We start from the raw sequence: 23,937 nt of genomic DNA on the forward strand, positions 1-23,937 counted from the left end.
AATAATCTTATAATAATTGGGTTAAAATGATTTCATTAATTTCTTAAACACTGATATAAAGCGTTTTCTTTTATGTTTTCATCGCTAATTTTAGAAAAAACACATCATCATTTGCATTCATTATCATTAATAATAAAAAGATTTGATGACAGAGTATAATTGTAGAAACATTAATTTGAGTGTAATTAAACTCTTTTTACACCCAAAGTCGTACTATTATCCAGAAAATTGTTTAACGTTACATTTAAAAAAGGGCGATAAGGCGTATTCACCTTACCAACCCTTTTAAAATTAATATCGTATCATCTATTTAAAAATTATAATACGTTTGCATAACCTTCATAAACTCTACCTTGCGTCGCATCTACTGTAACTAATGCGTTATCAGGAATTGTATCAACGACATTGTTGACACCTACAACTGTTGGAATACCTTTTTCAAGTCCAATGATAGCACTTGAAGAAGTTAAGCCAGCTTCTTCAGTAACTAAAGCTACAGCCTGATCTAAATATGGGATAATGCTTTCGTCAATTGATGGCGTCACGATAACAGCTTGGTCTAAGTCGCGACCTTTTAATTCCGAACCATTGTTGACAACGACTGTACGACCTACTGCTGAGTTACGACCAATACCTTGACCACTTGCTAAGTCTTCACCGACAAGATGTAACTTCATCAAGTTTGTCGTACCAGATTCACCTGTTGGTACACCTGCTATGATAATGAGTAAATCACCGTTTTCAACACGTTCGCTTTCGATAGCTGTTGCTACAGAATTGTTCAATAATTCATCTGTAGTAAAGTTACCTTCACGAACAACTGGATATACACCCCATACAAGTGTACATTGACGCGCTGTTGTTTCGAATGGTGTTACTGCGATAATGTCAGATTTTGGTCTATACTTCGAAATCGTACGCGCAGTTTTACCACTTTCTGTTGCAGCCACAATCGCTTTAACACTTAAGTTTAAGGCTGTATGTGCAGCAGATACACCAATTGCGTTTACGAGCGAAGTTTCAACAAGTTTTGTACGGTCTGATAACAGTTGCTTGTAGTTTTGAGCTTGTTCAGCAGCTACTGCGATATCATGCATTGCCTTAACAGCTTCTTCTGGATAAGCCCCTGCTGCAGTTTCACCTGAAAGCATAACCGCATCTGTACCATCGTAAATCGCGTTCGCTACGTCAGACGCTTCTGCACGTGTCGCACGAGGATTACGTTGCATTGAGTCTAACATTTGTGTTGCAGTAATAACTGGTTTCCCTAGCTTATTACATTTACGGATTAAATCTTTTTGTACAATCGGCACTGCTTCTGGTGGAATTTCAACACCCATATCCCCTCTGGCTACCATTAAGCCGTCAGAAACTTCAAGAATTTCTTCAATATTATCGATACCTTCTTGATTTTCGATTTTAGGGATAATGCTAATTGTACGGTTGCCCACTTCTTCTAAAATTTTACGGATTTCTAAAACGTCACTTGCACGACGAACGAAACTTGCCGCAATAAAGTCAACGTCTTGTTCGATACCAAAACGAATATCTTCCGCATCTTTATCTGTAATACCTGGTAAGTTGACACGTACTCCTGGTAAGTTAACACCTTTTTTATTTTTAAGTTCTCCCGTATTTAAAACTTTACAGTGAACTTCACCTGCTGCATGATCAATAGATTCTACCTCTAATTCAATCAAGCCATCATCTAATAAAATAAATGAACCGACTTCAACATCGTTAATTAAGTTTTCGTATGTGACAGAGAACTTTTCCGCTGTACCTTCAACTTCCTGCATGCTCACGATGACATGTGAGCCTTTCTCAAGCGTAATGATGCCATCTTTCATGTCATGCGTACGGATTTCAGGTCCTTTAGTATCAAGTAAGATACCAATATTTTTCTCTAACTTTTTCGCTATTTTACGAATTGAACGAATACGTGCTGCATGTTCATCATGTGAGCCATGTGAAAAGTTTAATCGCGCAACATTCATACCTGCTTTCATTAACTTTTCTAACATATCTTCTGATTCTGATGCTGGTCCAATCGTACAAACGATTTTAGTTTTTTTCATTGGAAATGCCTCCTATAATTATATAGATAATTCTTCAGTTAAACCTAACATACGTTGGTTAATTTGACGTTCTGAAGTGTTAAAAATTTCATCAAAATTAGTCGCAACTAAGCGGTTGTCTTTAATGCCGACACCTTTAGCCGTTTCGCCATTAAGTAAAAGCTCAACAGCATAGCCCCCTAAACGTGATGCAAGTACTCGGTCTGCACCTGTTGGGCTACCGCCACGTTGAATATGGCCGAGCACAGATACACGTGCATCAACATTAATATATTTTGTTAATTCTGATGCGCACATATCACCCGTCATACAACCTTCTGCAACAATGATAATAGAATGCTTTTTACCTCTATCAATACCATGTTGAATTTTTTCTGCGATATCTTTAATGTCTGTCTCTGTTTCGGGTAAAATGATTGTTTCAGCGCCTACAGCTAAACCTGACCATAATGCTAAATCTCCACAGTCACGGCCCATAACTTCAATGATAAAAGTGCGTGCGTGGCTTGAAGCAGTATCTCGGATTTTGTCCACAGATTCAATAATTGTATTTAACGCTGTATCAAAACCGATTGTAAAATCAGTACCATTAATATCGTTATCAATTGTACCTGGAATACCAATCGTTTGAATTTCTTTACACTCTTCACTAATACGTTGTGCACCACGGTAACTTCCATCGCCACCAATAACGACTAAACCTTCAATCCCACGCTTTCTAAGGTTTTCAATCCCTTTTTGGCGTACTTCTTTTTCTTTAAATTCTGGGCAACGTGCTGAATATAAGAAAGTACCCCCACGTTGAATAATATCGCCAACTGAACCCAACTCGAGTTTGCGAATGTCGTCATTGATTAAACCTTGATAACCTTGATACACACCATAGACTTCAATATTGTGATAAAGCGCTTTTCTTACAACTGCTCGAATTGCTGCATTCATCCCCGGAGAATCTCCGCCACTTGTTAAAACTGCAATTTTTTTCATGTAGACATACCCTTTCTTGCATAGTTGTTATGTTAAAAATACCACAATTTCATTGCGCATTCCATCATAAATAAATACAAAAACAAATGAAAACGGTTTATTCAAATGAATTCATCAATCCGCCATATTTCATGTTTTCATAGCACTTTCATTCAATTGTAAAAGCGATTTAAATCACACACTGTTGAATCTATGGTGTATCAATAATATACCCAAAAATGCGCATTTTAAGATTTTTTGCTATAATTCTACTAAAAATTAAAAAATATTCCATAGTGATATTCAACGCACAACTTTGCTTATTTCTTCACATACTATTATAGATGACACAATTATTTTTGTATATCAATATAGAACGTAACGATTCATTGCCATATTGAAAATGGTGAATCGTGCAGGATATGCCTATTGAGTGCATTGATTAATTCACTTGATGACTTGACTGCCCTTTCATCAAACAGTTCAATTCAAAATTAATAGCCTCTATAAGCAAAACAAGTATATCAAAAAATAGTATGAAGTCTCATAATTCAGAGACTTCATACTATGCTTTTTACATAGACTTATTCAACAAACGAACCAATATTGCGGAATTTTTCAAAACGATCTTCTTTAATATCAGTAGGTGTCATATGTTCAAACGATGCTAAATGCTTGGTAAACTTTTGCTTAATGCGTTTCGCTAACATCTCAACGTCATGATGCGCGCCACCTAACGGCTCTTTCACCACTTCGTCAATAATGTTTAATTCTAGCAAATCGTATGCTGTTATTTTCATCGTTTCTGCAGCAATTTTAGCCAGAGAACTGTCTTTCCATAAAATACCAGCCGCGCCTTCTGGTGAAATGACAGAGTATGTACTGTTTTCTAACATCAATAAACGATTACTCACACCAAGACCTAATGCGCCACCGCTTCCACCTTCACCAATCACAATTGAAATGACAGGTACAGTTAACCCTGCCATTGAAACAAGGTTACGTGCAATTGACTCACTTTGACCACGTTCTTCAGCTGCTTTACCTGGATATGCGCCTTTCGTATCAATAAATGTAAAAATAGGACGATTAAACTTCTCGGCTTCTTTCATCAATCTCAACGCTTTACGATAACCTTCAGGGTGCGCCATACCAAAGTTACGGTAAATATTATCTTTCGTATCTTTACCGCGCTGTTGACCAATCACTGTCACAGGTTGACCATTGAAATAAGCTAATCCCCCTACGATAGCTGGGTCATCTCTAAAGTTACGATCGCCATGTAATTCGATAAAATCATCAAAAATGTATGGAATATAGTCGAGTACAGTCGGTCTTTCAGGTAATCTTGCTATTTGAACACGATCCCACGGTTTTAAGGAAGTGTAAATCTTTTCTTTTTCTGTTTGCAATGCGGCTTCAAGAATTTCGATTTCATCTGATAAATCGACATCATTTTTCGCTTGCGTTTCTTTCAATGATTCAATTTTAGTTTGTATGTCTTGGATCGGTTTTTCAAAATCAAGCATTACTTTTCCACCTCACGATGCATATCAAATAACGTCGCTAACGTTTTCTTCATTTCACTACGATGCACAACTTTATCAAGCTGACCATGTTCTAATAAAAACTCAGCCGTTTGGAAATCATCAGGTAATTTTTCATTAATTGTCTGCTCGATAACACGTCGGCCTGCAAACCCGATTAAGGCTTTCGGTTCTGCCAAGTTAATATCACCTACTGATGCAAAACTTGCAGATACACCACCTGTTGTCGGATGTGTCATATAGGAAATGAATAATAGACCTGCATCAGAGTGTTTTTCTAACGATACACTTGTTTTAGCCATTTGCATGAGCGAAATAATTCCTTCTTGCATACGTGCCCCACCAGAAGCCGTAAATAAGACGAATGGGAGTCGCTCTTCTGTACAATGATCGACAATACGACAAATTTTTTCACCGACTACAGAACCCATACTCCCCATTCTAAATCTCGGGTCCATGACGCCAATACCAAACTTAATGCCATTGAGTTCTGCAGTTCCAGTGACGATCGCTTCATTTAATCCTGTTTTCTCTTGGTCTTTTTCAACCTTTTCTTCATAGCCAGGAAAGTTTAACGGATTTGCAGAGGTCATCCCTTTATCAAATTCTTCAAAAGTTCCATTATCGGCAATTGCTTCAATACGGCCATAAGCTGATAATTGAATATGATGATCACAATTAAAACATACATTTAAATTTTCAGTGAGCTCTTTTGTGTACATTATTTTTTTACAGTTTGGACATTTCGTCATTATGCCTTCAGGAACTTCATTTTGTTTCGAATCTTGAACCGTAACATATTTTTTCTTTTTAGAATTACGGTTAAAAAAGTCTTTAAACATCTTTATTACCTCCACTTTTCCATGGGCTATCAATCAAGCTTGTATTATTTCTTTAAATCTGTGAGTGATAACGTCTTCTCATATACATCGTCTGGGTCGACTTCGATACGGGCTACTCCTGATTCCATCGCTGCACGTGCTACTTCTCGTGCTACAGACGGCGCAACACGATAATCGAACGGACCAGGAATAACGTAATCTGGGTTGCGCTCTTCATCCGTAATTAAGTTAGCAATCGCTTCAACAGCTGCACGTTTCATTTCTTCATTGATATGAGTCGCACGTACATCTAATGCACCACGGAAAATACCTGGGAATGCCAATACATTATTAATTTGGTTTGGAAAATCTGAACGTCCTGTACCAATAACTTTAGCACCTGCATGCTTAGCTTTGTCTGGCGTAATTTCAGGGTTTGGGTTTGCCATTGCGAAAATAATAGCATCATCATTCATAGACTGTACCATTTCTTCAGAGAGTGCATCTGCAACTGAGACACCGATGAAAACATCTGCGTCTTCGATGACATCAACCAATTTTCCTTCAATTTTATCTTTATTCGTCCATTTCGCTACAGTATCTTTCGTTTCATTCATCCCATATGGACGCCCTTCATAAATGGCACCTTTAGAATCACACATAATCATATGACGTACACCATATGAATAAAGTAATTTAACAATCGCAATACCGGCAGCACCCGCACCATTAAGTACTACTTTAATATCCGCTAAGTCTTTATCAACAATACGTAATGCATTGACTAAACCGGCTACTGTTACGATAGCCGTACCATGCTGATCATCATGAAAAACTGGAATTCTTGTCTCTTTTTTCAGGCGTTCTTCAATTTCAAAACAACGCGGTGCAGAAATGTCCTCTAAATTGACACCGCCAAAGTTAGGTTCCACGAGTTTCACTGTACGGATAATTTCTTCTGTGTCATTCGTTGCAAGTGACAATGGGAAGGCATCAACGCCTGCGAAACTTTTGAACAGTACAGCTTTTCCCTCCATAACCGGGATACTCGCTTCAGCACCGATATTTCCGAGTCCGAGAACAGCCGTACCATCTGAAATAACGGCCACCATGTTACTTTTCATTGTATAATCATAAACACGACTCGGTCTTTCATGTATATCTTTACAAGGTTCAGCTACACCTGGAGAATAGGCTAAGCTTAATTCCTCTTTATTCGTTACCTTAACTTTTGGACTAACGGCTAATTTTCCATGATTTTCTTTATGCATTTGCAGTGCATCATCTCTTAAGGACATTCATAATCATCTCCCATTTTCAAATTCCAACTATTTTTTAAGTCCTCTTTTAATCGCCATTATACTATAGCACATTATATCCGTATATCAAAGTCAGGTTTAACGCTTACATCATCACTTACCCGTGCAAAATACCATAGCATTATAACAAACGGATATGTTCAGGTTTAATCGAGTCTAAAAGTGCATCTAAATAGAGATTTGGTTGCAATAAATAACCTTTAAATAGAAATTGATTGTTGCTTTCTTGATATTGGTACACAGCGATATTGTTGTTCGATTGTTTTTGGGTTAAATACTGTTGCTCTAGTGTATCGGTCATACCTTCTCTAATGACAATTTTGCGCGTTTGCTGTCTTTTTTCTATTTCAAAAGCTTCTAAAGTCGTCAATCGGTTGATAATCAATTGAAGTTTATCATTTCTCTTTTCGAACTTGCCCCAAATGATATAAAACTTTGATGTCTCCAAAGTTCCGGTTAATTGCTGATACGTTTTTGGGAAGATGACACCGTCCATTGTCGTTATGCCGTCATTCAACTCAACAAACGCCATCTGTTGACCTTGTTTCGTTCGAATGACCCGTACAGCATCTAATGTAACTAAAATAGGTTGGTGCGTGACATGTGCTTGAAGTTGAAAAATACCAAGATATTGTTTTTGCTTAAACGCCTTTTCAACAGGATGTGCAGTCACGTAAAAGCCTAAATACTGCTTTTCGAAATCACTTAATTGTTGACTCGGCATTTCTTCAGTTTCCGCATATTCTTGTTTAATGGTTGCAACACTGGCCAGAAGATCGGTATCAATACTGACATCTGTATCTGACACCTTATCAATTGATTGTAATAAGGTCGCACGGTTCTTGCCAAAACAATCCATCGCACCTGTCAAAATCAATGCTTCTAATGTACGTCGCGATCTTAAGCGACCGGGAATTCGATTACAGAAATCAAAGAAGTCTTTGTAAGGCCCCTGTTCACGTCTTTCATTCATTATCGTTTGTACCGTTTGATAACCGACACCTTTAATCGCACCTAATGAAATATAGACGCCCTCTTGTGTCGCAACATAACGCCATTGACTTTTGTTAATATGCGGACCGTGAATTGTAATGTGCTGCTGTTTCGCCTCTTGAATCATCATGTTTGTTTTCGTGTCATTACCAATCACGTTGCTTAAAATGTTCGCATAAAAATAAGCAGGATAATGCACTTTTAAATAGGTCATGATGTATGCAATCTTAGAATAACTTACCGCGTGCGCACGTGGAAAACCGTAGTCCGCAAATTTTAAGATTAAATCAAAAATTTGACCACTTAACGTCTCAGCATAGCCTTTTTCTTTTGCACCATCAATAAAATGTTGCCGTTCATTTTCAAGGACTTCTCTATTCTTTTTACTCATGGCACGCCGTAAAATATCCGCTTCACCATAAGAAAATCCTGCAAACTGACTCGCAATTTGCATGATCTGCTCTTGGTAAATAATCACTCCATATGTACGTTTCAAAATCGGCGCCAAATCTGGATGCAAATACGTGACTTGACTTGGATCGTGCCGACGACGAATGTAGGTCGGAATTTCTTCCATTGGCCCCGGTCGATAAAGAGACGTCACCGCAACGATATCTTCAAAATGTTCGGGCTGTAATTTTTGTAAAACACGTCGCACACCTTCAGACTCAAGTTGGAAAATTCCTGTCGTATCGCCACGTGACAATAGTTCAAAGACGTGTACATCATCAAAAGGAATTTGTTCAACATCGATGTCAACTTTTAAATCACGCGCCACTTGTTTGATGATTTGATGAATAATCGTTAAGTTTCGCAGTCCTAAAAAGTCGATTTTTAATAAACCAATGCGTTCTGCTTCCGTCATCGTCCATTGTGTCAGCAAACCTGTCTCGCCTTCTGTTAACGGGATAGATTGATATAGCGGTTGGTCGTTCACAATGACACCTGCCGCATGCGTCGACGTATTTCGCGGTAACCCTTCTAACTTTTTACAATACTCAAACCACCGTTCATGACGATGATTGCGATGGACAAATGCTTTAAAACGTTCTTCTTTATAGGCCTCATCCAATGTGACTCCCAGTTTACTAGGAATTAATTTAGAAGCTTCACTTAACGTCGTTTCATCAAAGCCCATCACGCGCCCCACATCTCGTGCGACGGCTTTCGCAAGTAGATGGCCAAACGTCACAATACCCGCAACACGGTAATCACCATACTTTTGTTGGACATAATGAATCACTTTTTCACGTTGCGTATCCTCAAAGTCAATATCGATATCTGGCATCGTCACACGCTCAGGATTTAGAAAACGTTCAAACAGTAAATCATATTGAAGCGGGTCAATTGTCGTGATATTTAATAAATAACTCACTAATGAACCCGCTGAAGAGCCCCGTCCTGGACCGACCATGACACCATTTGATTTGGCATAACGAATTAAATCACTCACAATTAAAAAGTAATCCGCGTACCCCATCTGTGTGATGACGTCATATTCATATTTTAAACGTTTACGATAGCGCGCTTCTGTCAGTCCAAAATCCGCAAGTGCACGTTCTAACTCAGCCCATAAGTAAGCATTTGCTGAACTACCGTCTGGCGTTACAAATTCGGGCAACAAAGCTTGATGATACTCGAGTTTAGCATCACACATATTCGCAATTTCATCTGTACGTGCGAGCCATGCTTCCGCAAATTGCGAATCATACAATGCATCGACATCATATATATGTTCTGTTGGTGTTTCGTGTGAATCCACCAAATTGACTTTCGTATTATCACGAATCGCATGTAACACTTTTAACGCATTTTTATCTTCTGCCTTTTCATAATACGCCGCCTGCATCAAAACTTTGGGCAACTCACAATCCTCGGCCGATTGATGGTCTGTAAAACATGTTACCCCGTCAGGCATTTCTTCATGCCAATGCTTTTCTTGGTTCGTCATCTGCTTAAAAATAACGACCGTATCATTAAACAAATCTTTCTTTTCATAAATGGATACATGTTTAATTCGATTTACTTTAATATCAGATGACAATTTAAATAAGTTTTGCAACCCCTCATTATTTTTAGCAATGACTACCGCTTCTAGCACATTCAATTGATCAGTGAGGTAAACAGTCATCCCTAATAAAGGTTTAATGCCATGCTGAATACACGCGTCATAAAACTGCGGCACACCATACATGACATTCAAGTCGGTAATCGCGATGGCTGAATATCCTAATTCAATTGTGCGCTGAACGGCCCCTTCGATCGTAATACTCGAATTCAAAAGGTCATAAGCCGTATGAATATTTAAATGTGCAACCATCGTTAAGTCACCTTCTTTAACCTGTTATAGTTTTTGGCGGAGCGCTTCGGTAAGTGATTCAAATTCATCCCATGTATGGACAGACACACCTGAAGCATTTGGATGTCCACCCCCACCAAAGTCAGCCGCAACATCATTAATCGTAATCTCTTTTGAACGGATGCGACAACGGATTTCTTCACCTTCGTCTACCGCAAATATCCAAATTTTCAAGCCTTTTAAATCGGCAATTGCATTCACATACAACGACGCTTCATTCGGTTGGATATCAAATTTTTCTAACACGTCATGCGTAATTTTCACCTGGCAAAAACCATCTTCAAAAAGTTGGAAATTTTGCAGTACATAGCCATGAAACGGCATTAACCGTGGATCCTTTTCGCCCAACTGATTTAATAGACGGTTGTGTTGAATATCATATTGTAACAACTGACTTGCGATGGTCATCGTTTTCGGCGATGTATTGTTGAAGAAAAAGCGACCTGTATCGCCAACAATACCTAAATATAACGCACTCGCAATTTTGTCGTTCATTAAAGCTAAATCATTTGAACCTTGTATCAAATCGAAAATCATCTCACTAGTAGATGAAGCACTCACATCAACATCATTGATTTCCGCATATGAATCTACAGGGGGATGATGGTCGATTTTAATTAATGCGTTGCCGCGATCGTAACGAGCATCGTCAATACGAGCGGCGTTTGCTGTGTCACATACAATGACAAGTGCATCGTCATATTGCGCATCATCAATCGTATCAAACGTTCCCATAAATCCAAGTGTCGGTTCTTCCGTTCCAACAGCATAGACATTTTTAGTTGGATATTTCGCTATGAGGTATTCTTTCAATCCAAACTGCGACCCTAATGCATCTGGGTCAGGTCGGACATGACGGTGAATAATAATCGTGTCATATTGTTGAATTTGTTCTTGAATTTCTGGAATAAATTTCATACTCAACGCTCCTTAATGATCTAATAATTGGCACATAATTAATGCTTTTGCAACAGGCTGGTTCGCACTGAACATCGTTACTTCTAATTTCGCAAAATTACGTCCCATATCTAAAATGGTATAATCCACTTCTACTTCACTTTCAATTTGTACAGTTCGAATATAAAAGATATTTAAACTCTCAATCATCACTTCTAACTTTTTATGTTTGCGCATTACAGATTTAATCGTTTCTTCAATGATAGCGACCGATACAGATTTACTCAATGTGCCGAATTGATTTGTCAGTTGCGGTGTAATTTCGACAATGATTTGTTGATTGCGAATCTCAATATGTTTCGCCACTTGATCATTAATCGTTTCGCCTACTTGTGGCTGTCGCCCGACAATTTGCATCGCTTTCAGTACATCTTCACGTGAAATAACGCCGACAAGTTGTTTTTGATTTCCTGTAACTGGCAGTAATTCAATACCCTCCCAGATCATCAAATGCGCACAACTCGCCACCGTCGTACTCAGCTGGACACTAATCGCGGGTTTCGTCATGACACGATAAAGTTTTTCGTCCAAATCTTTGCCGATAATGTCTTTACTAGTAATTAAACCCGCTAATTTGTTCTGACGGTCCACAATTGGAAAACGAGAATGTGACGTTTCTCGAGATTTTTTACCTACATCAGCAACAGTCATTTCATCGTATAAAAAAGAAGTCTGTTCGATTGGAATCACGATATCTTCAACGACTAAAATCTCTTTTTTAATCATCTGATTGTACATCGCTCTATTAATAATATTCGCAACCATAAATGTATCATAATTGGAAGAAATGATAGGTAGATTTTGTTCATCTGCCATTTTCTTAATTTCGTCCGTCGTATCAAAACCACCTGTAATCAAGACGGCACTGCCCCGTTCTAACGCAGCTTTTTGAACATCAAGACGATTTCCGACAATCAGCAACGTGTTTTTAGAGACATAGTTAACGACATTGTCTAGCTCCATCGCTCCTATCGCAAATTTAGTCAGTGAATTGAACTGACCGCCTTTACCACCAATTAAATGGCCATCAACAATTTTCGCTATTTCTCCAAATGTTAGATGATCGACTTTGGCACGCGCTTTCTTTTCAATACGGACTGTACCAACACGATCAATCGAAGCCACTAACCCACGTTGCCCCGCATCTTTAATCGCACGATATGCCGTCCCTTCTGAAACGTCCAAATCTTTCGCTATTTTACGGACTGAAATTTTTTGGCCTACAGATAATGATTCAATGTGTTTAATAATTTGTTCGTGCTTTGTCATGTATCTCCCTCTATTGTTATGTCATATCACTAAACGATGTGATGTCTCTGAATAAAAGATAGTGATTCATCTTTAAGTAGATACCCCTTGATTGATTTGTGAGCTACTTCTAAATTCCCATGTCATCAATTTTATTTCTTTTATTATAACGTTTTTCAAATCGTAATGCGAAGTGATAACCAATAAATGTTTAACTCCTTTTTAAACCGGTTAAAATAGTGACGGTTTAAGATGTTCGATGTTAAAGCGCATTGCTTCATATGTATTGAATCACTTTTACCGATATTTTTGTTACACTAGTTTTAAGGAGGATGATAGAGATGCATCAAAATATTTTACTTGCAGTGGATACAGATTTAAAAAATGCGAAAGCGCTCCAAGAAGTTGTTAAAATTTCAGGCGACAGCTCCGTTGTGACATTGCTCAATATCATCGGAGAACAAGACGTCCAAGCTTCTGTTAAAATGGGGACACATTATGAAGAACTTAAACAAATGCGTCACGAACAAATGAAACCGACACGTGACACATTAGAACAAAATGGTTTGCAATATGAAGAAATTATCGAACGTGGCAATCCAAAAGAAAAAATCGTAAACTATGCGAACAGCGGTCAATACGATATCGTCGTGCTCAGTAATCGTAAAGCAGAAGCAGCGAAGAAGTTCGTATTAGGTAGCGTGAGCCATAAAGTCGCAAAACGCGCCAAAATACCAGTGTTAATCGTAAAGTAAAATCAACACAGCAAACTAACGTAATCCATTCAACCTATAAAAACTGAATGATTCTTATGCGCCACATTATTAAATCACAATCAATCAAGGGGTTCGGACAAATCAACGTCCAGCCCCCTTTTTATTATGTATCAATTAACTAGTGTAGCAAATGTGTTTTAACATCAAAAAACAATATTTACATTAAAGTTCTTTAATTGCAAAAACAGATTCGACTCACGCATATATGAATTGTTATGTAACCGACATTTCCTAAAATACGCAAAGTTTATGACCCAAAAATAAAAAAGATTGTGAGCACTATTCTTCAATTCCACTCAGATGTTTGACTAAAGGTTAGGCGCTTGGGTGACACTCCTGAGAAATGAGTTAACAGCATTTAACTTTAAAAGTGACTACCGTTTAACGCAGTAGCTACCTGACTTTTCAATGCATACCCTTTTGAGAAGTCTAGTCAGCCTTGCGGGGGCCAGACCAGCGCCTAGGAAAGGTAGCCCAAATAAGCTACACCATCAGTCAAAACTTTCATTAATGAAGAATAGTTCTACAGTCTTTCGTTTAACACGCTTTGTAATGAGCTCAAATTGTTATATAAGCTGTATAAAAACAACCTTTATAGTTCAACAACGCCACCAGGTTTGACAATTTGCACTTCCCCGACATTCACAAGCTTTTTAAACGCTTCTGGATCTTGTTCAATCAATGGGAAGGTATTATAATGAATCGGCACAGTCAACTTAGGTTGGATGAATTCATTAATCGCATAACTTGCATCTTCAATACCCATAGTAAAATTATCACCAATTGGTACAAAGCATACATCAACAGGATGACGATCAGCAATTAATTTCATGTCGCTGAATAAGCCTGTATCACCTGTATGATAAATCGTTTTACCTTCTAATTCTAAAATGACACCCATCGGCATACCTAAGTACATCGGAATACCATTGTCATCTGTTAAACTTGAACTGTGAAACGCTTGAACAAATTTAACGACACCAAAATCAAATGTCCATTTCCCTCCAATATTCATAGGGTGTACATTTTCAACGCCTTGGTTTGTAGATAAATAATTCGCCATTTCAGCTGAGCCAATGACTGTTGCGTTATTACGCTTAGCAATTTCAATCGTATCTCCAAAATGATCTTCGTGACCGTGTGTTAAAATCACGTAGTCTACTTTTAAATCCTCAACATTTAAATCTGTTTGTCCATTTCCTGTAATAAACGGATCAATAATACCTGATTTCCCATTTGCTTCAAAATATACAGTCGATTGACCATGAAAAGATAATTTCATGTTCGCATCCTCCTTCATCATGTGTAATGCAGATTCCTAACTTTATATTAACAGGGGCTTCAACATAAATCTAAAATTTACAACTAGCACCCCCATATTTAAAGTGCTTTTTATAATACTTATTTCTGAAAAACAAAATAACTTCTGCTATTTTTATTCACTTCACCAATATGATTTAAACATCAAAGCGTGCGCACTTTGCATTCTCAAATCAACTGACTTAAAATGAATATGAAGAAATAAAGGAGGCGTTTTTATGTCAAAAATAGAACAACTCGTTCAAACATTAAAGGAGCAACAAGCAGATGCGATGTGGGTGTCCAACCCGATTAACATCTTCTATTTGACTGGCTATAAATCTGAACCACATGAACGATTATTCGCATTACTTGTTCGAGCAGATGGCCAACAAATTTTATTCTGCCCTCAACTCGAAGTAGAGGAAGTGAAAACCTCTCCATTTACTGGTGACATCATCGGCTACTTAGACACTGAAAATCCTTTCGATAAGCATCGTGAAACGTACGGAACATTATTGATTGAAGAAAATCATTTAACGGTACAACGCTATCACGCGCTTAAAAATGCCTTTTCTGTGCATACTTTTGAAGCTGCTGACCCTATCATTCGCGCGTTACGTAACGTTAAAACAGCAGACGAAATCGACACTTTAAGACAAGCTGCAAAATTAGCGGATAAATGTATGGAAATCGGTGTGGCATTTTTAAAAGAAGGTGTCACAGAACGAGAAGTTGTAAATCATATTGAAAATGAAATAAAAAAATACGGAGTCAATGAAATGAGTTTTGACACAATGGTCTTATTTGGCGATCATGCAGCGGCACCACACGGTACACCTGGAGACCGTCAGCTTAAAAATAACGAATATGTGCTGTTTGACTTAGGCGTCATTTACAATCATTACTGCAGCGATATTACACGTACTGTCGCTTTTGGCCAACCTGATGATAAAGCACAAGCCATTTACGACATCGTATTAAAAGCAGAGCAAACAGCAATCCAACATATTAAACCTGGTGTCACGATTAGTGAACTTGATGATATTGCACGAGGTATCATTACTGAAGCGGGATATGGCGAATACTTCCCTCACCGTCTAGGACATGGCTTAGGTCTGGAAGCACATGAATACCAAGATATTTCAAGTACGAATCAAAATTCTCTTGAAGCCGGTATGGTACTGACAATTGAGCCTGGTATTTATGTACCGAATGTTGCGGGCGTCCGTATAGAAGATGATATTTTAGTCACAGAAGATGGCTATGAATCACTATCAGGTTATAAGAAATGATTAAAGAAGCTGTTGCATCCTCATTAGTAGAAGTTGAAGCTAAATTAAAAGCGGGCGCCAATCGAATTGAACTTTGTGAAAATATGCATGAAAGTGGCACAACACCGAGTTATGGCATGGTTAAAATCGCCAGTGATATGTGCCAAATGTATGATGCAGAACTGGCTGTGATGATTCGTCCTCGAGGTGGGGCGTTTGTTTACAATTGGTACGAGTTCGAGTCGATGCAAGCTGACATTCAACAACTCAAAACGTTGCCCATCGATTATTTCGTGTTCGGTTGTTTAACGACTGAGAGCACGTTACATCAGTTTCAAATGCAAACATTGATTCACCTTGCCGCACCGATACGTGTTGTGTGTCATATGGCATTTGATCATATCTACCCTGCCGGCCAATCAAAAGCATTACAACAATTGATCAATTTAGGTGTCACACGATTACTGACGCATGGTGGCCCTACTCAATCAAACCTATTTGATAACTTACCCCAACTCGCCAAATGGGTTCGTCAATCTAAAGGACAAATTGAAATCATGCCAGGTGGTGGTTTGAATTATGAGAATTTAGATGCGCTATTGGAATTATTTCCTTTTCAAGAAGTGCATGGGACACATATTGTAAAAACTTAAATTCAATATTGAACTTGCTCATATTCATTCAAAAAGACGAGTCAGGGAAATGCAACATATCCCTGACTTTTTTATATTTTAGAACAATTTAATTATGCTTCTGTTAATACTTGTGCCACTGGCGTATAATCATAATTGAACGCTTCAGCAACCGCTTTATTTGTCACGTGTCCATTAAACACGTTTAACCCATGGGAAAGTGGTACGTTTTCTGTTAATGCACGTTGATAGCCTTTACTTGCAATTTGTAACGCATATGGTAACGTTGCATTATTTAAGCCAATTGTAGAAGTACGTGGCACTGCACCTGGCATGTTTGCAACGGCATAATGAACAACACCGTGTTTAATATAAGTTGGGTCATCATGTGTTGAAATTTTATCTGTCGTTTCAAAAATACCACCTTGGTCAATCGCGATATCAACGACGACAGAACCAGATTTCATTTTCTTTATCATGTCCTCAGTAACTAATTTCGGTGCTTTTGCTCCCGGAATCAATACTGCCCCAATGACAAGGTCACTTTCTACGACATGCGATTCAATGTTTAAAGGATTAGACATAATTGTGTGCACACGACCATCAAAAAGGTCTTCAAGTTCTTGCAAACGTTTCGGATTCACGTCAAGGATCGTTACATCTGCACCAAGTCCTAATGCAATACGCGCCGCATTTGTTCCTGCTTGACCGCCACCGATAATAGTCACTTTACCTTTTGGTACACCTGGAATTCCTCCAAGTAAAATACCCATGCCCCCATTGAAGCGTTGTAAAAATTGCGCCCCAATTTGTGTAGACATACGTCCAGCCACTTCGCTCATTGGTGTGAGTAAAGGTAACGAACGATCACCAAGTTGTACCGTTTCATATGCGATAGCCACAACTTTTTTATCGATGAGCGCTTTTGTTAATTCAGGTTCATTTGCCAAGTGAAGATATGTGAATAAAATGAGTCCCTCTCTAAAGTATTCATATTCTTCTTTTAATGGTTCTTTCACTTTAATCACCATGTCGACATTCCAAACATCATCTTGGCTATTGACGATGTTTGCCCCCGCTTGAACATAATCCATGTCTTCGAAATAAGAGCCCTCACCTGCTGCTGTTTCAACTAACACTTCATGTCCAGCTTCTACAAGTGCATGTACACCACTTGGGGATAAACCGACACGATTTTCATTATTTTTAATCTCTTTCGGAATTCCAATTCTCATACTCCTTGCACCTCCAAAACCAATCATAACGCATACAACATGTAAGCGCAATCATAACAATTTTTGATTTTTTAGTTCATATAAATTTCACTTAAATTTAGAAATGATATGTTATAATAAAGGCGAAATAAGAAAGGGGTTTTAGCCATGTATATGTACAAAAATATTTTAATTGCTGTTGATGGTTCTCATGAAGCGGAATGGGCATTTAACAAAGCGGTTGCAGTTGCAAAACGTAATAATGCCAAACTGATTATCGTGAATGTCATCGATTCAAGAACTTACACATCTTTTGAAGTTTATGATTCACACTTCACTGAAAAGTCTAAATCATTTGCAGAAAAATTATTGGATGGCTACCGTCAAGTGGCACAAGATGAAGGCATTCAAAATGTGGAAACGCGCTTAGAATTTGGATCACCTAAATCAGTTCTTCCAAAATTAGCAAGTGATGAAAATTCAGATGTTGACCTTGTGATGTGTGGTACTTCAGGCCTTAACGCGGTAGAACGTTTTATCGTAGGTTCGGTATCTGAAGCCATTGTACGTCATTCAGCATGTGATGTATTAGTTGTACGTACTGAGCAAATTCCAGAAAACTTCGAACCAAAAGTAGCAACAGACGAACTATTAAAAGATTTCAGCATTTAATTAAACCCTATAGCAAACATTTGAATGGATATGGGACATCAATTTTAGTCTCCTATTCACAACAATCATCAAGGCATGAAGTAGTTAGATGCTAAAACACATCATGTAACTTCTTACTTCATGGCTAATAAAGAGGCTTGGAAATTCGTTTTCCTCGTCTCTTTTTTAATGCCTTTCCCCTTTCTTTACAAAAAATAAAACAGTACAAGCCGTGAAAATATCACAACTCATACTGTTATTATCATACGCTATTTCAAAATTAACCTTCTAACTCACCGAAAGTCATCACGTCGCGTGCAATCATCACTTCTTCATTTGTAGGGATGACTAATACTTTTACAGGTGAATGTGGGTAGTTGAGCTCAGCTTCTTTACCACGTAATCCTTCATTTTTACGTGGATCCCAATAAACGCCCATAAATTCCAAACCTTCTAATACACGCGCACGCACTGCATCTGAGTTTTCACCTACACCGGCAGTAAAGATGATCACATCGACGCCATGCATACGTGTTGCATATGAACCCATGTATTTATGGATGCGTGATGCAAATACTTCTAACGCTAACTCTGCACGTTCTTCTCCATTTTTCGCATCGTCTTCGATATCACGTAAATCTGAAGACGTTCCAGTGATACCTAATAAACCTGATTCTTTGTTTAAAATATTAAGTACTTCATCAGCCGTTTTACCTGTTTTCTCCATCAAGAATGGAATTAATGCAGGGTCAATATTACCTGAACGTGTACCCATTGTCACACCTGCTAATGGTGTAAAGCCCATTGACGTGTCGATTGATTTACCGCCATCGATTGCAGCAATTGAAGCACCGTTACCAATATGACATGAAATAATACGTAATTCCTCAATAGGTTTACCTAACATTTCAGCTGCACGTTGTGATACATATTTATGGCTTGTACCGTGGAAACCATATTTACGAATACCATATTTTTTATAGTAGTCATAAGGTAAGCTATATAAATATGCTGATTCAGGCATTGTTTGGTGGAATGATGTATCAAATATAGCCACATGAGGAATTTCAGGAAGCAATTTTCTAAATGCTTGAATTCCCATTAAGTTTGCTGGGTTGTGAAGTGGTGCTAAGTCTGTTAATTTTTCAATGTCTTTAATCACATCATCTGTCACTAAAACAGACTCAGGGAATAATTCGCCACCATGTACAACACGATGACCTGTACCATCGATTTCGTTAATGTCATTAATCACGCCGTGTTTTTGTAAACTCTCTAACATCATGTTTACCGCTTGTTCGTGATCTTTAATATCTTGTACTTCTTTGATTTTTTCACCATTCACTTCAATTGTGAAAATCGAATCCTTTAATCCAATACGCTCAACTAACCCTTTAGTGATTAATTTTTCTTCTGGCATTTCGATTAATTGAAATTTCAATGATGAACTACCAGCGTTAATCGCCAAAATTAATTTTGACATGTCAACGGCCTCCAATATATATATTTTATTCACATCTATTTAACCATTAATACAGTTTGATTTCAAGGGTGTAACAGACTAATTTTTAGGTTGATTTTGTGACAACCAAGTTTTAAGTTCAGATAAAAATTGTTGGAAGTTTTGTGGGTTTTTAAAATCTGGAATATTAGCGAGCAAAACTTCTACAGGCTTCGTCACATTGTGTTCTTTACGTTGCAAAATGAGGATCGATTTTTGTGCACGTTCACTTTTAAATAATGTTTTCGGCAAGTTTAGGAAAGCTTGCATTTCTGTTTCTGTAGCAATAAAATTTTCCAACTGTTTTACATAGTCGCCCTCGAACAGTTGACTTGGTACAACGAGGAAAGCGTACCCTGATGGCTTCACCGCTTCAATTGCTTGTTCGATAAATAAGTGGTGTGCAAAACTGTGCCCCTCATCAAAACCTAACTGTAGTTGTTCGCTACGCGCGTCATTCGGGTAATACCCAATCGGCAAATCACCAATGACAACATCCGCACCATCAAAGGGTAACGGCATAATAGCATCTTGAGGATACACATCAAACGGAATTTCTAAAAAGTTCGCAAGGTGTACACTCACTCTAGAAAGTACTGGGTCAACCTCAACTAAATGGTGCATGATAGTGAAGTCTGTCATCACTTCATGAACGGTAGCGCTTAAATGGCCTGTACCGCTGCCTAAATCGGCAATATGCAGTTCTTTGGTGCCTTCTTTAAATTGCGACACTAAAAACCCTAAAATAAGTCCAATAGAATCGGGAGTAATTTGATGATTAGCTTGAACTTCCTCTTTTTGCAGTTGATTCAAATACGCAAATTGAAATGCTTTTCTTCTATCTTGAAGTGTAGCTTGTTCTAATATATCACGTTCAGAGGTATAAAGTTGTTCCATTGCCAAGCCTAAGTTTTCAATAAAGCTTTGACCATTTTCTTCATTTAAATTTTGTGTTCTTTCATCGAGTTGATGGAACAATGTCTCCATAATAGAGGTGCTTTCTGTCATCATTCATCATCCTTTCATAAAAATAAGGGAGCATTTCAGAAGTACACACTAAAAAATGTGGCTTCTGAATCTCCCTTTGTTCATTTCATCAGCATTCATTGATTGAACGACATGTCAACAGAGATAGGGTATGTCAGAAAAACCATACTTAAAGTAGGTTGATGCTGATACAGCGAATCTCCACTCAACTTGGTCATTCACCCTCAATTAAATGTTGCGATAAGCTTCAAGTGCTGCTTCAAAGTTAGGGAAATCCGTACCCTCTGCTACAATCTCTTTATATACGACTTTATTATTTTCGTCTAATACAAATACTGAACGTGCTAATAATTGTAAACCGTCCATCATCACGCCGTAGTTTTGACCAAATGAACGACTTTGATAATCACTTAATGTAATCACGTTGTCTAATCCACTTGACGCACACCATCTTTGTTGCGCAAATGGTAAGTCCATAGAAATCGTTAATACGTACCCATCTTCAGTACTTGCTTCTTCATTGAACTTACGTGTTTGTTGATCACATACCCCTGTGTCAAGAGAAGGAACAACGTTGACTAATTTTTTCTTGCCTTCATATGTTGCCAGTGTCACAGGCTGTAAATTATTGTCTACTACTGTGAAGTCTGGAGCTTGGTCCCCAATGTTAACCTCTTGACCTAATAATTCAACAGGGTTTTGTTTAAATGTAATTTGTGCCATCAATAGTACCTCCATTAAATAGATTACTTCCCTATTATATCGTGTTAATCAGTCGTTATCACGTCATATACCTTCAGTTTCTTTAATATAATGAAGGTATTTATTTTTAACGACGACTGTATCCGCAAAGTAATCATGCACACCGATATGTTTAGGCGTGAACAGTACAGCTAAGTATGGCAAGCCGAAAAAAACATTTGAAATGATACGGCCAATCCATTCTCTCATTAAAACATCTGACCAGTTCAATCGCGTTAACTTCCGGTGATACACTTTAATGCCGACAATCATTTTACCAACTGTTTGTTGAAAGTATTTCGTCATCAATACAAAGTAACTAAAATAAATAAGTACATCAAGCATATGACCTAAGCTGAATTTATCAATCCACAATTTCCAACTATCGATACCTGTCAGTCCATAAATAGGGTTTAAAACAATTTGTGTCACACCCCATAAGATTGCAAGGTCAATGATATAACTTAAAAACCGTCTGCCAAAACCTGCATAGAAAAACGCATCCAGTTCATATCGATGTTTTTCAATCGTTTGTGTCGCAAGTCCATCTGCCCGATGACTATTCATTGGACGTGACATCTCAGGGCGGGGTTGAGACGGATTATAGTTAAACTCATTTGAATGTTGCATCTCAATCACCTACCCTTCATATTTGTACATTGGTCGTGTTTGTGATTCATTATTAATAATGGATTTCACATCTTTCAACTCTGCACGCAATCCATTTATGAATGATTTCATGCCTAAAAAGCTCGTTAAATTACTTTCTTCAGGGTCGAACGTAATAATTTCTGGGTTCTCAACTTTAATCGCTTTCATCAAGTCTTTTAAAGTCTTATCTTTATAACCGATAGCGTCAATCAAACCATTACTTTTCGCTTGTTGTGCACTATAAATACGTCCATCTGCCAATTCACGCACTTTTGATTCGGACATTTGACGTCCCTCTTTAACCACATTGACAAATTGATCAAAACTATCTTTATTAATAGACTGTAAAATCTCTCTTTCTTCATCTGTCATTTTACGAGAACTACTTAAAATATCTTTATGTGCACCTGATTTGATTGTGTTTGTTCTAATGCCTAAGTTGTCCAAAAGCTCTGAATAATCTTTTGACTCAGAAATGACACCAATTGAACCTGTTAAAGATTGAGGACCCGCATAAATTTTATCGGCTGGTGCTGAAATGTAGTAGCCTCCAGATGCCGCTAAATTTTCCATTTGGACAAAAATCTTTTTACCTGAATCTTTCACTTCTTTTATTTTTTGATAAAATTCATCACTTTCATATGTACCGCCACCCGGACTATTAACGCTGAGTAACACACCTTTGATAGAATCATCATTTTTAATCGTTTCGAGTTGTTTTAAAGCCGCTTGATGATTATAACCTGCGCCACCACCGAACAGCCCACCGCTCGCACCTGTATCGATAATTTCACCTTCAACGACAATTTCTGCAATTTTCTTATTACTATCGCCTTCTTCAAGTACAGTACTTGTCGCTTCCTTATTAATGTTAAAATCCCCACTCATAAGAGAGGATACAACTGTTGTCATGGCACTCATTAAAATACCGCCCAGTACGATGACACTTGCTAATATAATCGCTATGATCCTTTTTGACATAATCAACTTCCTTTCAAATGTTTTTCAAATTTATCATAACAAAAAAATATAGTCTTTAGGTCAAATAACTGTAAGAAATCATTTGAAATTTAAAATTGAACGTAAATCAATAGTTTTTGAAGGACATGCATCTCAATCATGCACAATCTCTTCCTTGTTAATGCGTTGAGATGTAATCCCAGACATTTTTTAAAATAAGGACGACAGTGACGATAACAAATAAGATTCTGACATAACTGACTCCTTTTTTTAGTGCAAATATCGCGCCAACATAAGACCCCGCAATCATACTGACACCCATGCTTAACCCATAAACATAATCGACACGGCCTAAATAAATAAACAACAGTAACGCACCTAAGTTTGAGGCAAAATTCAACACTTTCGCATTACCCGCAGCACTTAAAAAATCAAAGCCTAATAATAAAAAGACGAAGAGTAAAAATGATCCTGTTCCGCCACCAAGAAAGCCATCATAAAAGCCGATGACCACAATAAGGCACGTAAACAAAATCATTTTATATAAAGGTAGCGTAGTATATGTACGGATACTGCCCCAATCTTTTTTCAATAACGTATAAACGAGAACCATTGACAAAATGACAATCACAATTGGCTTTAAAAGTTCAGCAGGTAAATAAACTGCTACGATTGCACCTAAAATCGAGGTGATAAAGGATAAAGGGAACAGTTTAGCAACAATAGCGAGATCCACTTTACCCGAGCGAATAAAACGAATCGCACTCGTCAATGATCCGAATGCACTCGCTAATTTATTCGTCCCTAATGCAACAGCGGGTGGCATACCAATGGCAAGTAATGCGGGGATCGATATTAAACCGCCTCCACCGACTACAGCATCGATAAATGCAGCTAAAAAGCCTAAACTAATGATTATTAAAATCAGTGTCCCATCCCATTCTAAAATCATTGTTTATCCCC

Annotated in this window: 20 protein-coding genes; 4 read left to right on the plus strand and 16 right to left on the minus strand. The window is 37.9% G+C overall.

Annotated features, from left to right (window positions below; genetic code table 11):
• Positions 1-317: 317 nt before the first annotated feature.
• The 8 genes from pyk to BJK46_RS10545 form a co-directional block, all read right to left on the minus strand.
• A complete protein-coding gene (gene pyk / locus BJK46_RS10510; RefSeq protein ID WP_014613678.1) occupies positions 318-2,078 on the minus strand; it encodes a pyruvate kinase in 1,761 nt (586 codons plus the stop codon).
• Between the two features lie 18 nt (positions 2,079-2,096).
• Positions 2,097-3,065, minus strand: a complete 969-nt coding sequence (gene pfkA / locus BJK46_RS10515; protein ID WP_014613677.1) for a 6-phosphofructokinase — start codon at positions 3,063-3,065, stop codon at positions 2,097-2,099.
• A gap of 563 nt (positions 3,066-3,628) precedes the next feature.
• Entirely contained in the window at positions 3,629-4,573 is a 945-nt protein-coding gene (locus tag BJK46_RS10520) for an acetyl-CoA carboxylase carboxyltransferase subunit alpha (RefSeq protein ID WP_015729295.1), read from the minus strand.
• On the minus strand, positions 4,573-5,433 hold the full coding sequence (gene accD / locus BJK46_RS10525) for an acetyl-CoA carboxylase, carboxyltransferase subunit beta (RefSeq protein ID WP_014613675.1): 861 nt from the start codon (positions 5,431-5,433) through the stop codon (positions 4,573-4,575). Before accD ends, BJK46_RS10520 begins: the two co-directional genes overlap by 1 nt.
• Positions 5,434-5,477: 44 nt before the next feature.
• Positions 5,478-6,710: an NADP-dependent malic enzyme gene (ystJ, locus tag BJK46_RS10530; protein ID WP_014613674.1), complete on the minus strand. Its 1,233-nt coding sequence runs from the start codon at positions 6,708-6,710 to the stop codon at positions 5,478-5,480.
• Between the two features lie 142 nt (positions 6,711-6,852).
• Complete coding sequence (locus BJK46_RS10535; RefSeq protein WP_015729296.1) at positions 6,853-10,044, minus strand: DNA polymerase III subunit alpha; 3,192 nt, start codon at positions 10,042-10,044, stop codon at positions 6,853-6,855.
• A gap of 24 nt (positions 10,045-10,068) precedes the next feature.
• Positions 10,069-11,001 (minus strand): DHH family phosphoesterase, encoded by a 933-nt coding sequence (locus BJK46_RS10540; protein WP_037542826.1) that lies wholly within the window; start codon positions 10,999-11,001, stop codon positions 10,069-10,071.
• A 12-nt stretch (positions 11,002-11,013) separates the two neighbouring features.
• On the minus strand, positions 11,014-12,309 hold the full coding sequence (locus BJK46_RS10545; protein WP_014613671.1) for a DRTGG domain-containing protein: 1,296 nt from the start codon (positions 12,307-12,309) through the stop codon (positions 11,014-11,016).
• 320 nt (positions 12,310-12,629) lie between these two features.
• Here BJK46_RS10545 and BJK46_RS10550 point away from each other — a divergent pair, with 320 nt between their 5' ends.
• The gene (locus BJK46_RS10550) at positions 12,630-13,043 is read left to right on the plus strand and encodes a universal stress protein (protein ID WP_014613670.1); all 414 of its coding nucleotides are present in this window, start codon (positions 12,630-12,632) and stop codon (positions 13,041-13,043) included.
• Between the two features lie 613 nt (positions 13,044-13,656).
• Here BJK46_RS10550 and BJK46_RS10555 read toward each other — a convergent pair.
• Positions 13,657-14,346, minus strand: coding sequence for a metal-dependent hydrolase (locus tag BJK46_RS10555; RefSeq protein WP_014613669.1), 690 nt, complete (start codon positions 14,344-14,346; stop codon positions 13,657-13,659).
• A 256-nt stretch (positions 14,347-14,602) separates the two neighbouring features.
• On the opposite strand from BJK46_RS10555, the gene BJK46_RS10560 reads away from it, so the two are divergent.
• Both BJK46_RS10560 and BJK46_RS10565 read left to right on the plus strand, forming a co-directional pair.
• Complete coding sequence (locus BJK46_RS10560; RefSeq protein WP_014613668.1) at positions 14,603-15,658, plus strand: M24 family metallopeptidase; 1,056 nt, start codon at positions 14,603-14,605, stop codon at positions 15,656-15,658.
• A complete protein-coding gene (locus BJK46_RS10565) occupies positions 15,655-16,290 on the plus strand; it encodes a copper homeostasis protein CutC (RefSeq protein WP_015729300.1) in 636 nt (211 codons plus the stop codon). The genes BJK46_RS10560 and BJK46_RS10565 overlap by 4 nt, the downstream gene beginning before the upstream one ends.
• A 92-nt stretch (positions 16,291-16,382) precedes the next feature.
• Here BJK46_RS10565 and ald read toward each other — a convergent pair whose 3' ends face one another.
• Entirely contained in the window at positions 16,383-17,504 is a 1,122-nt protein-coding gene (gene ald, locus BJK46_RS10570; protein WP_014613666.1) for an alanine dehydrogenase, read from the minus strand.
• Between the two features lie 147 nt (positions 17,505-17,651).
• Between ald and BJK46_RS10575 the strand changes: the two genes are divergently transcribed.
• Positions 17,652-18,155, plus strand: a complete 504-nt coding sequence (locus BJK46_RS10575; protein WP_014613665.1) for a universal stress protein — start codon at positions 17,652-17,654, stop codon at positions 18,153-18,155.
• Positions 18,156-18,414: 259 nt separating this feature from the next.
• On the opposite strand, the gene BJK46_RS10580 is transcribed toward BJK46_RS10575, so the two are convergent.
• From BJK46_RS10580 to BJK46_RS10605, 6 genes are all read right to left on the minus strand, one after another.
• On the minus strand, positions 18,415-19,617 hold the full coding sequence (locus tag BJK46_RS10580; protein WP_014613664.1) for an acetate kinase: 1,203 nt from the start codon (positions 19,615-19,617) through the stop codon (positions 18,415-18,417).
• A 78-nt stretch (positions 19,618-19,695) separates the two neighbouring features.
• Entirely contained in the window at positions 19,696-20,643 is a 948-nt protein-coding gene (locus BJK46_RS10585; protein ID WP_041613222.1) for a class I SAM-dependent methyltransferase, read from the minus strand.
• Positions 20,644-20,850: 207 nt separating this feature from the next.
• On the minus strand, positions 20,851-21,345 hold the full coding sequence (tpx, locus tag BJK46_RS10590) for a thiol peroxidase (RefSeq protein ID WP_014613662.1): 495 nt from the start codon (positions 21,343-21,345) through the stop codon (positions 20,851-20,853).
• 63 nt (positions 21,346-21,408) lie between these two features.
• Entirely contained in the window at positions 21,409-21,993 is a 585-nt protein-coding gene (locus tag BJK46_RS10595) for an RDD family protein (protein WP_103263688.1), read from the minus strand.
• Between the two features lie 9 nt (positions 21,994-22,002).
• A complete protein-coding gene (gene sppA / locus BJK46_RS10600) occupies positions 22,003-22,995 on the minus strand; it encodes a signal peptide peptidase SppA (RefSeq protein ID WP_103263689.1) in 993 nt (330 codons plus the stop codon).
• A 157-nt stretch (positions 22,996-23,152) separates the two neighbouring features.
• A complete protein-coding gene (locus BJK46_RS10605) occupies positions 23,153-23,926 on the minus strand; it encodes a TSUP family transporter (protein ID WP_014613659.1) in 774 nt (257 codons plus the stop codon).
• Positions 23,927-23,937 lie beyond the last annotated feature (11 nt).

It is taken from the genome of Staphylococcus pseudintermedius (genome assembly GCF_001792775.2).
In the GTDB taxonomy this organism is placed as follows: domain Bacteria; phylum Bacillota; class Bacilli; order Staphylococcales; family Staphylococcaceae; genus Staphylococcus; species Staphylococcus pseudintermedius.

Excerpts from the sequence above, each read along its gene's own strand:
- BJK46_RS10545 (WP_014613671.1), bottom strand. The coding sequence starts at position 12,309 with ATGACAAAGCACGAACAAATTATTAAACACATTGAATCATTATCTGTA.
- BJK46_RS10575 (WP_014613665.1), top strand. The coding sequence starts at position 17,652 with ATGTATATGTACAAAAATATTTTAATTGCTGTTGATGGTTCTCATGAA.
- BJK46_RS10555 (WP_014613669.1), bottom strand. The coding sequence starts at position 14,346 with ATGAAATTATCTTTTCATGGTCAATCGACTGTATATTTTGAAGCAAAT.
- BJK46_RS10580 (WP_014613664.1), bottom strand. The coding sequence starts at position 19,617 with ATGTCAAAATTAATTTTGGCGATTAACGCTGGTAGTTCATCATTGAAA.
- BJK46_RS10560 (WP_014613668.1), top strand. The coding sequence starts at position 14,603 with ATGTCAAAAATAGAACAACTCGTTCAAACATTAAAGGAGCAACAAGCA.
- BJK46_RS10520 (WP_015729295.1), bottom strand. The coding sequence starts at position 4,573 with ATGCTTGATTTTGAAAAACCGATCCAAGACATACAAACTAAAATTGAA.
- BJK46_RS10550 (WP_014613670.1), top strand. The coding sequence starts at position 12,630 with ATGCATCAAAATATTTTACTTGCAGTGGATACAGATTTAAAAAATGCG.
- tpx (WP_014613662.1), bottom strand. The coding sequence starts at position 21,345 with ATGGCACAAATTACATTTAAACAAAACCCTGTTGAATTATTAGGTCAA.
- BJK46_RS10565 (WP_015729300.1), top strand. The coding sequence starts at position 15,655 with ATGATTAAAGAAGCTGTTGCATCCTCATTAGTAGAAGTTGAAGCTAAA.
- BJK46_RS10540 (WP_037542826.1), bottom strand. The coding sequence starts at position 11,001 with ATGAAATTTATTCCAGAAATTCAAGAACAAATTCAACAATATGACACG.
- pfkA (WP_014613677.1), bottom strand. The coding sequence starts at position 3,065 with ATGAAAAAAATTGCAGTTTTAACAAGTGGCGGAGATTCTCCGGGGATG.
- sppA (WP_103263689.1), bottom strand. The coding sequence starts at position 22,995 with ATGTCAAAAAGGATCATAGCGATTATATTAGCAAGTGTCATCGTACTG.
- accD (WP_014613675.1), bottom strand. The coding sequence starts at position 5,433 with ATGTTTAAAGACTTTTTTAACCGTAATTCTAAAAAGAAAAAATATGTT.
- pyk (WP_014613678.1), bottom strand. The coding sequence starts at position 2,078 with ATGAAAAAAACTAAAATCGTTTGTACGATTGGACCAGCATCAGAATCA.
- BJK46_RS10535 (WP_015729296.1), bottom strand. The coding sequence starts at position 10,044 with ATGGTTGCACATTTAAATATTCATACGGCTTATGACCTTTTGAATTCG.
- ystJ (WP_014613674.1), bottom strand. The coding sequence starts at position 6,710 with ATGTCCTTAAGAGATGATGCACTGCAAATGCATAAAGAAAATCATGGA.
- BJK46_RS10605 (WP_014613659.1), bottom strand. The coding sequence starts at position 23,926 with ATGATTTTAGAATGGGATGGGACACTGATTTTAATAATCATTAGTTTA.
- BJK46_RS10595 (WP_103263688.1), bottom strand. The coding sequence starts at position 21,993 with ATGCAACATTCAAATGAGTTTAACTATAATCCGTCTCAACCCCGCCCT.
- ald (WP_014613666.1), bottom strand. The coding sequence starts at position 17,504 with ATGAGAATTGGAATTCCGAAAGAGATTAAAAATAATGAAAATCGTGTC.
- BJK46_RS10585 (WP_041613222.1), bottom strand. The coding sequence starts at position 20,643 with ATGACAGAAAGCACCTCTATTATGGAGACATTGTTCCATCAACTCGAT.